This is a genomic window from Ruminococcus sp. 210702-SL.1.03 (genome assembly GCF_020559915.1).
In the GTDB taxonomy this organism is placed as follows: domain Bacteria; phylum Bacillota; class Clostridia; order Oscillospirales; family Ruminococcaceae; genus YE71.
In genome coordinates this window covers 1-13,373 of the sequence record NZ_JAJCLZ010000024.1, presented here as the reverse complement: position 1 = coordinate 13,373, position 13,373 = coordinate 1, and the positions used below count along the sequence as shown (strand labels likewise).

The following is a 13,373-nucleotide window of genomic DNA, read 5'->3' as shown; positions in this document are numbered from 1 at the left end:
GAAATATCTATGAAACCAAACCCGAAATTCCTTACCCACGTTACAAAGGGTGAGCATTATATGATCTCCACAAGCGACACCAAATTCAAAGGCATCGTGAAAAACAATGAAACAGCGGCATTTATCGTGGAGTGCCTGAAATCAGATACCACGGAATCAGCTATCGTTGACAAGCTCCTTACTGAGTACAAAGGCGCAGACCGTCCGACCGTGGAGCGTGATGTGGCGAATATCATCGGCAAGCTCCGTTCCATTGGGGCTATCGAGGAATGAACACGCTCTACAAAGACCTGATCTATCTGCTGTCCTGTGCCGTGAACGGTATCACGCCCGATACAGCAAAGGTGCAGGCTATGGACTTGGAACGGCTCTATCGGCTTGCGAAGCTTCACACGGTTCGGGCTGCGGTCTGCATTGCCCTGAAACGTGCAGGAGTTCATGATAAGCAATTCGACCAGGCATACAAGAAGGCTGTCCGCAAGAATATCTATCTCGATATGGAGCGCACAGCTATTCTCTCCGACTTTGAAAAGCAAGGCATCTGGTATATGCCGCTGAAAGGCTCGGTACTGAAAGAACTATATTCCGCAAACGGTATGCGTGAAATGGCGGATAACGATGTGCTCTATGACAGTACAAAGCAGTCAGAGGTCAAAAGAATCATGCTTTCAATGGGCTATTCTGCGGAGAGCGTCGGCAAAACACACCATGATGTGTACATGAAGCCGCCTGTGCTGAATTTTGAGCTGCATACGCTTCTGTTCGGGGCTGCAAGTGATTTTTATGCTTATTATCAGAATCCGAAACGGCTCATGATTCCAGACGAGGGCAGCAAATACGGCTATCATTTTTCCGACGAGGATTTCTATGTCTACATGACTGCCCATGAATGGAAACACTACAACGGCAGCGGTACGGGTATACGCTCTCTGCTTGACTGCTATGTGTACTGCAAAATCAAGGGCGAATCGCTTGATTGGAAATATATCACAGAGCAATGCAGACAGCTTGAAATAGCCGATTTTGAGAAAGAACGCAGATCATTGGCGGTCAAGATATTTTCCTCGGACACACTTCCCGATCTGACGGAAAGCGAACAGGAAATGCTGATTTTCTACCTCACGGCAGGAACATACGGCACGTTCGATAATGCTATCAAAAAGAAGCTGAAAGACCAGAGTAAGCTGTCGTTTTGGGTGCATAGCATCTTCATTCCCCGTAAGCAAATGGCGGCATCTGTGCCGTTCACGGCGAAAAGCCCTCTGCTGTACCCCGTGGGTGTGGCTTGGCGGTGCGGTCGGGTGCTGATAAAACGGCGTGACAGACTGAAACAAACAATAAAGGCTGTGAACAAGTATGGTAAATAGGTATAAGATAGCAGACAAGGTGGTCGAAGTTACGTCAATTCACGCTGAGGTACACAAATACTGCGCCGACTATCAGACCGATGAAAATGTCGATTATTCGGTAACTACCACGCAGGCGGATATAGATTTCGAGAGAGAAAAGTCTGCCCGTGAGGACGAGGTCGAGGGTATTCCTGTCCGCCACTTCTCGGACAGCTACCTTGAAGAATTGGCAGTTTACCGCAAGATAGCGGAGAAAATGCTTGACTTTGACACAGTTCTGTTTCACGGCTCTGTTGTGGCTGTGGACGGTGTGGGTTATCTGTTCACGGCAAAATCCGGCACAGGCAAGTCCACACATACAAGGCTTTGGAGGGAGTATTTCGGAGAACGTGCAGTCATGGTGAATGATGATAAACCGCTTTTGCATATCGCTGACAGCGGAGTTGTTGCCTACGGTACGCCCTACAATGGCAAGCACAGGCTCGGCACAAACACTTCTGTTCCGCTGAAAGCGATATGTATTCTCACACGGTCTGCCGAAAATCATATCGAGCCGATCACCAGAGAACAGGCGTATACAATGCTTCTGCAACAGGTCTACCGCCCAGCGGATATGCTGAAAATGGCGAAAACGCTTGCTTTGGTGGACAGGCTTGCAGACAGCGTAAAGCTCTATCGCCTCGGCTGTAATATGGATATTTCGGCAGCAAAAATCGCTTATGAGGGTATGAAATGGCGAGATTTGAAGATGTGATAGAGCGTGACGGCAGGCTCGTCTACACGAATGTCGGTGACAGTATGCGCCCTCTTATACGGCAGGACAGGGATATTCTTATCATCGAAAAGCCCCACGGCAGGCTGAAAAAATACGATGTTCCGCTGTATAAGCGTGACAGCGGACAATATGTGCTTCATAGGGTACTGAAAGTCCGCCCCGACGATTATGTGATATGCGGAGATAACCGCTACAACAAGGAATATGGCATTACCGACCGTCATATTATCGGTGTGCTGACTGCGGTTGTCCGTGATGGCAAGGAAATCCCCATAAACGATTGGTGGTATCGGCTGTATGTTCACCTGTGGTGCGATTTATTCCCGATACGAGCATTTATCCTCAAAGCAACGCACTTCCCGAAATGGCTGAAAAGAAAACTGAAATGATGAAAAATAATGCGATAAAATGGCTCTATGCCGTCCCCAAAAAGAAAAAACTGTATATCCTCGCTCTGATGCTGGTGCAGGCGCTCCACGGCGCAAGCGGTGTGCTGTATGCTCTGCTCCTGCGGAATATCGTGGACAACGCCACGGCACACGATAAGGCAGGATTTTGGCATTTTGTGGTTCTGACCGTTCTGCTTGTACTGGCTCAGATCGTTATGCGGGCGGTCATTCGCTGGCTGAACGAATTGTCCAGAGCGACTTTTGAAAACATTTTTAAGGCTCGGCTGATGCACAATATCCTGCGAAAAGACTTTGCAAATGTGAATGCCGTCCATTCGGGCGAATGGCTCAACAGGCTCACCAATGACACGGTGGTTGTCGCTGACAGCTATGTGGAAATACTCCCCGGACTGGTGGGAATGGTGGTCAAGCTCATTAGTGCGGTCATTATGATGATCGTACTTGACTGGCGGTTTGCCTGTGTTCTACTGCCCTGCGGAATATTGCTGATTATATTCACTTATGCTTTCCGAAAAGTGCTGAAAAAGCTTCATAAGCAGGTGCAGGAGCGTGACGGCAAGCTCCGTATCTTCCTGCAAGAGCATATCGGCAGTATGATGATGATACGCTCTTTCGCAACAGAACAACAGACGGAAGATGAAGCAAGCGACAAGATGTTACAGCATAAAACCGCAAGAATGCGTAAAAATCATTTCTCCAATTTCTGCAATATCGGCTTCGGGCTTGCGATGAACGGAATGTATCTCTTTGGGGTGTGCTACTGCGGTTACGGCATTTTGCTCGGTACGATCAGCTATGGTACACTGACCGCTATCACGCAGCTTATCTCGCAGATACAGGCGCCTTTTGCGAATATTACAGGCTATCTTCCTCGTTTCTATGCTATGGTTGCAAGTGCGGAACGACTTATGGAGATAGAGCAATTCAGCAATGACAGCGAGAAGTCTGCACTCGATATTCAGACGGTCAAGGCTTATTATTCGGATAAACTCAAATCTTTCGGGATAAAAAACGCAAACTTCACATACTATCCGGCTGTGGATAGTATCAAGGGTTTATCAAAGGATAGTCAGCCTGTTGTTTTGAAAAACATCAGCATTGAGATCGGCAAGGGCGAGTACGTTGCGTTCACGGGGCATAGCGGCTGCGGAAAATCGACGGTGCTGAAACTGCTCATGAGCATTTATCAGCTTGACAGCGGTAAGCGTTATATCACTGACAAGGATGGCGAAAAAGCATTGTCTGCGGAATGGCACAGACTGTTTGCTTACGTTCCGCAGGGCAATCAACTTATGTCAGGAACGATTCGTGAGATCGTTGCCTTTGCAGATAAGGCAGATATGCAGAATGATGAGCGTATTCATCAGGCATTACGAATAGCCTGTGCCGATGATTTTGTAGCGGAGCTTGACGGCGGAATTGATACTTTGCTCGGTGAGCGTGGAACAGGTTTGTCCGAGGGGCAGATGCAGCGTATCGCTATTGCAAGGGCGATCTATTCCGAAAGTCCGATACTGCTCCTTGATGAAGCAACTTCCGCACTCGATGCTGATACGGAGAAAATGCTCCTGCAAAATCTCAGGAATATGACGGATAAGACAGTTGTGATCGTTACACATCGCCCTGCGGCACTGGAGATATGTGACAGGGTTATTGACTTCACGGATACAGAAAAATAGCTCAGAGTTTTAGCGGAAGTTTACTATGAAACTTCCGCTTTATTCATAAGCCCCACTGGGTTCAAAGTTATTTATTCAATTCCTTGCTTACCCCTGCCCTTAGCCTTGTCCTTTGGAGTTCTCGGCTTCTTGGCGAGCCTTGCGGCATCACGCTTCATTTTAGCCCTCTCAAAGTAGCAAGTCTTTTCACGCTTCGGAGCGTTCTTCTTAGCTTCAATAGCCGCCTGATTCAGCTCATCAGTTACGACTTTCAGCCTTTGCTCCTTAGTATCAAGCTCCTCTTGCTGAGGAAACGGCTCTGCAACGATCTTCTGAGCTTCTGCGTGGTCAAGCCGGAGTTTTGCAAGGTTATCCTGCGTTCTCTCGATTCTGCCGTCAATGTTGTAGAGGGCAGCTTCAAGACGGTTCAGGTTATGGGCAAAACTCTCGATCAGCTTCGTGGTATGTGAAGCGGCACCTTGCAGACAAGCGGACAAACCGCCGCCCATCATGTTGCTGTTTACCGTCACACTCAGCTCAAAGCCCTGGAACGAGCCGACTTTAACGGGAGTATCCGCATACTTGATAGCCAGCACCGCATCTTCCAAAGCCTTAGCTGCTTCTTTTCTGTCGGTGTACTCAACATCACCGATAGTGATTTTGAATACAGGCAGTTTTCGCTCAGGATCGATCGGGAGCTTGCGGAGTGCTTCACGGTCTGTATGGAGGTCAGCAAGAATCGCAGTAAGTTTCTGTTCCTGTTCAGGGAAACGAGCGATCTTGTCCTCCATTTCAAATACCGTGTTGCGGTGTTCCGCAGCGAGTACCCTCAGTTCCTTCACTTCATTTTCAAGCATGAGCTTTTCCTTGATACGCTCATCGCCTGTGCAGAGAGCCTTGATCTCGGAATAAGTGAGTGCCTGCTGGTCCACATCTTCGCATTTTCTCGCAGGAGTCTTACTTGTCATGATCTGAGAGATAAATTTCTGCTTGTTCTCCAAAGTCTGATAGGAATAAGCGTCGAATGTGCCTTTGGTGACATAACGGAAGATCTGCACCTGCTTGTTTTCATTGCCTTGACGGATAATTCTTCCGGCGCGCTGTTCCAGATCAGCAGGTCGCCACGGAATATCGAGGTCATGGACTGCGATCAGCTTCTTCTGTACATTTGTACCCGTACCCATTTTGGCGGTTGAACCGAGCAAGACACGGATTTCTCCGCTGCGGACTTTATCAAAGAGGTCAGCTTTCTGCTGTTCGGTTTTCGCATCGTGGATATATGCGATCTCCTCCGCAGGGATACCCCTTGCAATCAGCTTATCACGAATATCGTCATACACGCAAAAATCGCATTCTTCTTCAAGAGACTCGACCTCAGCGATAGACTTCTTATCCTTCGCATCGTCTGCATCTTCGCCTTCGACCGCTGCTTCTGCGGCCTTGTGCGGAACGCCCAAATCACAGAAGATTATCTGTGTGAGCCTGTCCTCAGCCGTTTCAGCGTGAATACGGGCAACGTTCTCAACGCACCTGTTCAGCTTTGTATCGGGGTTGTCCTCAAAGGACGGATCAATCAGTCTCGGATCAAGACCGAGCTTTCTTCCGTCCGACGTAATCTTGAGCATATTGTCGATCGTAGGATCAACGTTTCCTGCATTGATAGCATCAGCTCTGTCGGCAAGTTCCTGAACAAGTTCCTGCTGAAAAGGAGTAGCTTCGACCTGAACTACCTGATAATCACAGTCGGGAACATCGAGTTTCAGCGTATCCGCCGTCCTAATGTCAGCCACCTGCTTGAACATACTCATCAATTCGGGCAGACCTGTATAGTTAGCGATACGGGTGCGCTCCTTGAAGCCTATACCTGTTATTTATGGACACGCTCAAAGTGACCTACACCGATAATACGATGAATAACAGTTATATGGCTACTCTCCGTGTAACGGAGGGACAGAAAGGACGTACCATTATGATTGATGCACTTTACAACTACCGCCAGAGTGAAATCCACTCCGCTGAGTTCTCTGACGAGTTCAACAAGCTCTGTATCCCCTTTGAAGATTCGCTGAGTGAGGAGCAAGTCGATATATTCCACCAGATACTGGACTGCGTGAGCGAAACCGCCGCTGCTGAAATGAGAGCTGCATACAAGGTCGGCTTCAAGGACGGCGTGGCTTTGATGAAAGAAATTCAGAACTAATCATAACAAAAGATAAAACAGGAAAAAGGTATGTTCTCCGTGGTGACGGGGGGCATATCTTTTTCTTTTCTGCTGATTGACTTTCAAGGCTATGTATGGTATAATTATCTATGTATATTTCATTTTGGCTACTACGTTATAGCAAGGGGTGTTATAAATGCAGATAAATGATAGCTTTGAACAGCTTATGCTCGATCTGAGGAGCGTTTCCCAAAGCAAAAGCGATCAAGGCTCAAAGTTTGAGCGACTTATGAAGAAATATTTTCTCACAAGTCCTCTCTATTCAGAGATATTTGAAGAAGTATGGCTGTGGAGCGAATTTCCGTATGCCAATACTCACGATATAGGCATTGACCTTGTTGCAAAGGTTCGTGACAAGGACGAATTTTACGCTATTCAGTGCAAATTCTATGATGTGAATAATTCTGTCTCCAAAGACGATGTAGATACGTTCATCTCTGCTTCGGGTAAGGCGTTCTATATTGACGGTGTGGAGCATAGATATTCAGGTCGTATCATCGTATCTACTACGGATAAGTGGTCATCTAATGCAGAAGAAACGATCAATGGACAGTTACCGCCTGTAAATCGTATCAGACTGCAAGACCTGAAAGACTCCGGCATAGATTGGGACAGCTTCACCCTCGATAAGATAGAGGAAATGAAAGTTTGCTCAAAGAAAAAGGAGCGGCCACACCAGGTTGAAGCAATCGATGCTGTAATCAACGGTTTCAAGGATAGTGAGCGTGGTAAGCTGATAATGGCTTGCGGTACCGGCAAGACCTTTACTGCCCTGAAAATAGCCGAAGCTATCACCAATGGAACAGGAAATGTGCTGTTTTTAGTACCGTCTATCTCCCTGCTTAATCAGACCTTAGTGGAGTGGACAGCACAATCAAAGTATAAATACAGAGTGTATGCTATCTGCTCTGATCCGAAGGCAAGCAAGACCTCTGATAATATCGACAGCATTACAGACTTGGTTATTCCTGCGACAACAGATGTAAACAAGCTGATCGCTCGGTATGTCGGTGAGGATTCCGATAATACGCTCAATTTCTTCTTTTCTACCTATCAATCCATTGAGGTCGTATCTGCATTTCAGAAGAAAAGTGGTATCAACTTCAATATCATCATCTGCGATGAAGCACACCGCACAACGGGCGTAACGCTTGCTGGTGAGGACGAGAGCAACTTCGTCAAGGTACACTCCAACGATTTTATCAAAGCCGACAAGCGCCTGTATATGACCGCTACACCTCGTATCTACGGTGATGAAAGCAAGAAAAAAGCAAGTGAGGGCAGTGCTCTGCTTTGCTCTATGGACGATGAGAGTATTTACGGTAAGGAGTTCTATTGCTTGGGCTTCTCAAAGGCTGTCTCTCTCGGTCTGCTTGCCGATTACAAGGTTATCGTGCTTGCTGTCGATGAAAGCTATGTAAGCAAGCGACTTCAAAATCTCCTGACCGACAAGAGCAGTGAGCTGACACTTGACGATAGCGTTAAGATACTCGGCTGTCTGAACGGTCTTTCTAAGAGAACGCTGTTTGAGAGTGAGGAAAATTATTTCGCTAACGATCCGACACCGATGCGGAGAGCTGTTGCGTTTAATAGCAGTATCAAGGCTTCAAAGAAGTTCGTGGCAATGTTTGAGGAGATTCAGAATGAACTTATGCTCAACGGTCACGATGACAGCATAGTTACCGTTCAGCTCGGTCATGTTGATGGTACAGATAATGCCCTTGTGCGTAAAAGTCGCATAGATTGGCTCAAAGAGAACACCTCTGACAATAGCTGCCGAGTGCTTTCCAATGCTCGGTGTCTGTCTGAGGGTATAGATGTTCCTGCACTTGATGCTGTTATGTTCCTAAATCCTCGTAACTCTATCGTTGACATTATTCAGTCTGTCGGCAGAGTTATGCGTAGAGCTGAGGGCAAGCAGTACGGCTATATCATTCTCCCCATAGGCATTCCTGCGGGTATGGAGCCGGAAGATGCCCTGAACGATAATAAGAGATACAAGATAGTATGGGACGTATTGCAGGCGCTTAGAGCGCACGATGATAGGTTTAACAACACTATCAATAAGATAGACCTCAACAGGAAAAAGCCCGATAATATTCAAATCATCGGCGTAACAGGCACGGGTGACGGTGAGGACGGCGGCAACTCCGAAAGCTACCGTCAACTGCAAATGAACTTCGATGACCTTGAAAAGTGGAAGAACAGCGTCTATGCGAAAATCGTTAAGAAGTGCGGTTCTCGCCGTTATTGGGAAACATGGGCTAAGGATATAGCGGATATTGCTAACAGGCACATTGAGGAAATCAAGCTCCTGATAAAGAAGCCTGAGATTGCTCCGAAATTCAAGGAGTTCCTGAAAGCATTACAGCAAAACCTCAATTCTTCTATCAAGACCTCCGATGCTATCGAAATGCTTGCACAGCACATGATTACAAAGCCTGTTTTCGATGCTCTCTTTGAGGACTATGAGTTTGTCAAGAGCAATCCCGTATCTCGCATTATGCAGGATATGCTTGCTATCCTTGACGAAAAGGCACTCGACAAGGAACAGGAGACACTCGACAAGTTCTATCTGAGTGTTCAGGAACGTGCTAAGGGCATTGATAACGCTGAGGGCAAGCAGAAAATCATCATTGAGCTGTATGAGCAGTTCTTCAAGAACGCTCTACCGAAACAGGTTGCAAAGCTCGGTATCGTCTATACACCTGTTGAGGTCGTTGACTTCATCATAAAGAGCGTGGACTATGTTCTGAGGGATAAGTTTAACAGTTCACTCAATGACAAGGGCGTTCACGTTCTCGATCCGTTTACGGGTACAGGCACATTCATCGTGCGTTTGCTCCGCAGCGGTCTGATCGACATTGACAATCTGCTTTACAAGTATACCAATGAAATACACGCTAATGAGATCGTGCTGTTGGCGTACTATATTGCCACGATCAACATTGAGGAAACATTCCACGATCTGATCGGTGCTGAGGAATATACGCAATTTGAGGGTATCGTTCTGACTGACACCTTTGCGATGACTGAAAAGCAGAAGATAAAGGAAACAGAGGGCGACGGACAATTTATTGAAATGTTTGCAGAAAATTCAGAAAGAGCCAACAAGCAGTTAAGGTCACCTATTACTGTCATTATTGGTAATCCACCTTATTCTGTTGGACAGCGTTCAGCAAATGATAATAACCAAAACACTTCATATCCTTTCTTAGATACTGCTATCGCTAAAACCTATGTTTATAGGTCTAATGCTGCACTTTCAGCAAGCGTATATGATACCTATATTAAGGCTTTCCGTTGGGCAACTGATAGATTAGGTGACAATGGAGTAATTGGATTTGTGTCAAATGGAGCTTGGCTTGACGGCGTAGCCTTAGATGGATTTAGGGAATGTTTAATTGAGGAATTTAATCATATCTATGTGTTCAACCTCAGAGGTAATCAGCGTACATCGGGTGAGCTTTCTCGCAAAGAGGGTGGTAAAATATTCGGCTCTGGCTCACGCACACCTGTTGCTATCACAATCCTTGTAAAGCGTAAAGGTGTTAAAAAAGACGGCTATGTGCGCTATCATGATATTGGTGATTACCTTTCCAGAGAACAGAAACTTGCTATCATCTCGGAATTTGGCGATATTAGTGCTATCAAATGGAGCTTCATTACACCAAATGAGAATAACGATTGGATAAATCAGCGAAATCAATCCTATATCAACTTTGTCGCTCTTGGCGATAAAAAGAAGGTCGAAGATGTAGCTGTTTTTTCCGACAATTATTCAACGGGATTGAAAACCAATCGTGATGCTTGGCTATATTCTTTTTCACATTCGGAAGTTATTAGCAATGTGAATTATATGATAGATTTTTACAATGCTGAACGCACAAGATGTCAAGAAGAATTAGAAAAGCAGAAGGGAAATGGAGTTTTCTATGATAGCAAGGTGGCATCTGATAATTTCCTTTTGAACATTAAGAACATTGATAAGACAAAAATTAGTTGGTCGGCAGGACTTGATAGGCTATGGCTTAACAATGTTGAGTTGAAACATAACACAGAAACACGGATTGTAATGTATCGTCCTTTCTGTAAAAAATATGTTTCATTCCATACAGATGTAATTGAAAGATTATCAAAGTGGCTCTCAGTTTATCCTGAGAGTATCACAGAAAACTTAGCTATATGCACATCTGGAATTGGAGGAAACAAAGGCTTTTCTGCTATAATTACCAACTGTATTCAAGATGTTCAGCTTCTGTTTAACTGCCAGTGCTATCCTCTCTATATGTACGATAAGGTAGAAAAGCACGGAAACGCTCAAATGACACTGTTCGGTGAAATGGCAGAAGAAGATACCGTAACATACAAGAAACGCTTTGCTATTTCAGACGCAGCACTCACTAAATTCAAAGGTATCTACGGTGACAGAGTTACCAAAGAGGACATTTTCTACTATCTGTACGCCGTCCTGCACAGCAAGGACTACATTGAAGCCTATGCGGATAACCTCGCAAAAGAAATGGTGCGTATCCCGACACTTGAAAAGTTCCCGAAATATGTGGAGATCGGTAGACAGCTCGCTGAGCTGCACCTGCACTATGAAGCTCCTGCCGATGCCGCTGCACTTGGGCTGGATATTGCTATCACCAAAGAGGACTACACCGTTAGCAAAATGCGTTTCAAGAAGGTCGGCAAGGACAACGACAAGGGTACGATCATCTTCAATGACTATATCACGATCAGCAATATTCCCGAAAGGGCGTATGAGTATGTAGTCAACGGCAGATCGGCTATTGAGTGGATCATGGAGAGTTATCGCATTAAGACTGACAAGGACAGCGATATCACCGACGATCCGAATACATACGGCGATGAGAAGTATATCTTCAATCTGCTGATCTCGGTCATCAGCGTGAGCCTGAAAACGCTTGACCTGATTGAGTCGATGCCGGAGTATAAGGAAATATAACACTTATATGGCGGTTGAACAAATCGCCCTATATCCATATAAGGAGTGATGTGTATGGCAACAGTCGATAATTATATTGAGTCACAATACAGACTGCTTGGTGACCGAATAAATATCGAATACTTAGATTTATATGAATCGTTTCACAATAGAAAAATACAGGAGATATTTTCGACTATACACCACTTGTTTGTCGATAATTATTCTGCAATGAACGAAAGACTTCCCACTGGAGATTATGGTAATCACTACTGGGCTGAAAATAGCAGAGAGCTGATATTAGCTATTGAGGTTCTCAGGGGTCTTGAAAGAGTTCTAAAAACAACAAACTATGCCTTTTCCGTTGATCCATATTACGAACAGGTTATTACGAAATCTATGGAGTTCTTGGTGAAAAGTGGTGGAAGTCCCATACCTCCGCACATGGAGAAGGTTGTCATTTACTATACAGATCCTATTTTCAGAAAGAAGGACTCTGTAAAAATAAATTCTACCTCTGCCGAACAGCAGTATGCCGACTTGAAACAAATTGGCTTTGGTTCTTATGCAACAGTGTACTCTTTCTTTGATAAATTCTATAACCGAACTTTTGTCCTGAAAAGAGCCAATTCCGACTTATCTTCAAAAGAAATCGAACGATTCAAACAGGAATATGAGCAAATGACAAGGCTTTCTTCTCCATATATCGTGGAAGTATATCGTTACGATGGGGAAAAGAATGAGTACATAATGGAATATATGGATTTCACACTAAAGGAGTATATTGAGAAACAGAAGCCTGCAATAGAGGAGAGAAAGAACATTATTTACCAAATCTTCCGTGCTTTCAAATTCATACATTCCAAAAATGTACTTCATCGAGATATTAGCCCTGCAAATGTTATGATAAAAGTCTATGATGATGTAAATGTAGTCAAGATTTGTGATTTTGGCTTGGTAAAGCTACCTGATAGTGATTTAACTTCGGTCGATACAATACTTAAAGGTTGCTATAATGATCCTGCCCTCATAACAGAGGGCTTCAAAAATTATAGTATCCTACACGAAACGTATGCACTCACAAGACTTGTTGCTTTTATATTGACAGGTAAGGCAACCGCTGACCGTATTACAGATGCCAAATTAAAGGCTTTCGTAGAAAAAGGTTTATCATCGGACAAGGAAAAGCGTTTTAAGTCGGTAGCTGAAATGGAAACATCATTTAGAACTATATAGCACTCCTGTTCATGTGTTCCATTAGAGTATGCGTTTGTTATGGAGCGCACCAAAACAATGATTTGAAGTTATAAGGTACAGAAATATAATGTGCCAATAGACTATACACTAACCGCAGGCTCTCGGAAACGCTCTGTAAGCGTTTCTGAGGGCTTTTTCTTTTCAGCGGTTAGTTTTCCGCTCCGCAGGCTCAGACGGTGCTGTGGGGCTTTTCCGTTCGCCAGACGGTCAAGCAGAGGTCGGCTCGGTGATGCCGTGACGGAGTTCATACTCACGCACACGGCGGTAGAAAGTATTTGCCGACATATCCATTCTCCGCATAAAATCACGCCCCGTGATGTTCTTCGCTCTCCATTCCCCATAGAGCTGCCCGAACCTCGTCCAGTCGGTGGGGATAGGCTTTCTGCCTGTATACTTGCCCTGTGCCTTAGCAATCTCGATGCCCTCACGCTGTCGCTGTTTGAGCTGCTCACGCTCCAACTGTGAGAGCGCTGCGAACACGGTAAGCATAAATTTGCCCGTAGGCGTGTCGGTGTCGATATTCTCCTTGTGGCTGATGAGAGTAACACCTTTTTCGGTGAGGGTGTCGATGATGTTCAGCAAGTCCTTTGTGGAGCGCCCCAGACGGCTGATGCTCTCCACATAGAGTGTATCGCCCTCACGCACATAGTCCAGCATAGCTTTAAGCTGAGGGCGGTCTGCGTTTGCTCCTGACAGCTTCTCAGAGAAGATGCGGTCAACCTGATAACCGCACATGATCTCCTGCTGTCTCG

10 protein-coding genes are annotated in these 13,373 nt (G+C 45.4%); 8 read left to right on the top strand and 2 right to left on the bottom strand.

All coding sequences use genetic code 11. The features are described 5' to 3' along the window. The first annotated feature begins 9 nt into the window (after nt 1-9). From LI114_RS10790 to LI114_RS10770, 5 genes are read left to right on the top strand one after another with little or no spacing between them, the layout of a single operon-like run. Nucleotides 10-273 (top strand): PqqD family protein, encoded by a 264-nt coding sequence (locus tag LI114_RS10790; protein WP_227220656.1) that lies wholly within the window; start codon nt 10-12, stop codon nt 271-273. Next, a complete protein-coding gene (locus LI114_RS10785) occupies nt 270-1,367 on the top strand; it encodes a nucleotidyltransferase family protein (RefSeq protein ID WP_227220655.1) in 1,098 nt (365 codons plus the stop codon). Before LI114_RS10790 ends, LI114_RS10785 begins: the two co-directional genes overlap by 4 nt. Next, nucleotides 1,357-2,103 (top strand): hypothetical protein, encoded by a 747-nt coding sequence (locus tag LI114_RS10780; RefSeq protein ID WP_227220654.1) that lies wholly within the window; start codon nt 1,357-1,359, stop codon nt 2,101-2,103. Before LI114_RS10785 ends, LI114_RS10780 begins: the two co-directional genes overlap by 11 nt. After that, on the top strand, nt 2,082-2,513 hold the full coding sequence (locus tag LI114_RS10775; RefSeq protein WP_227220653.1) for a S24/S26 family peptidase: 432 nt from the start codon (nt 2,082-2,084) through the stop codon (nt 2,511-2,513). Before LI114_RS10780 ends, LI114_RS10775 begins: the two co-directional genes overlap by 22 nt. Continuing rightward, complete coding sequence (locus LI114_RS10770) at nt 2,510-4,213, top strand: ABC transporter ATP-binding protein (protein ID WP_227220652.1); 1,704 nt, start codon at nt 2,510-2,512, stop codon at nt 4,211-4,213. Before LI114_RS10775 ends, LI114_RS10770 begins: the two co-directional genes overlap by 4 nt. Before the next feature lie 71 nt (nt 4,214-4,284). On the opposite strand, the gene LI114_RS10765 is transcribed toward LI114_RS10770, so the two are convergent. Further along, nucleotides 4,285-6,000, bottom strand: coding sequence for a helicase C-terminal domain-containing protein (locus LI114_RS10765; RefSeq protein ID WP_227220651.1), 1,716 nt, complete (start codon nt 5,998-6,000; stop codon nt 4,285-4,287). A gap of 161 nt (nt 6,001-6,161) precedes the next feature. Here LI114_RS10765 and LI114_RS10760 point away from each other — a divergent pair, with 161 nt between their 5' ends. The 3 genes from LI114_RS10760 (at nt 6,162) to LI114_RS10750 (ending at nt 12,600) form a co-directional block, all read left to right on the top strand. Further along, on the top strand, nt 6,162-6,392 hold the full coding sequence (locus LI114_RS10760; RefSeq protein WP_227220650.1) for a DUF6809 family protein: 231 nt from the start codon (nt 6,162-6,164) through the stop codon (nt 6,390-6,392). A gap of 157 nt (nt 6,393-6,549) precedes the next feature. Beyond that, nucleotides 6,550-11,385 (top strand): DEAD/DEAH box helicase, encoded by a 4,836-nt coding sequence (locus LI114_RS10755; RefSeq protein WP_227220649.1) that lies wholly within the window; start codon nt 6,550-6,552, stop codon nt 11,383-11,385. A 54-nt stretch (nt 11,386-11,439) separates the two neighbouring features. After that, on the top strand, nt 11,440-12,600 hold the full coding sequence (locus LI114_RS10750; RefSeq protein ID WP_227220648.1) for a protein kinase domain-containing protein: 1,161 nt from the start codon (nt 11,440-11,442) through the stop codon (nt 12,598-12,600). A 228-nt stretch (nt 12,601-12,828) separates the two neighbouring features. Here the strand turns inward: LI114_RS10750 and LI114_RS10745 are convergent. After that, the coding region (locus LI114_RS10745) for a recombinase family protein (RefSeq protein WP_227220647.1) at nt 12,829-13,373 on the bottom strand (545 nt) is incomplete at its 5' end.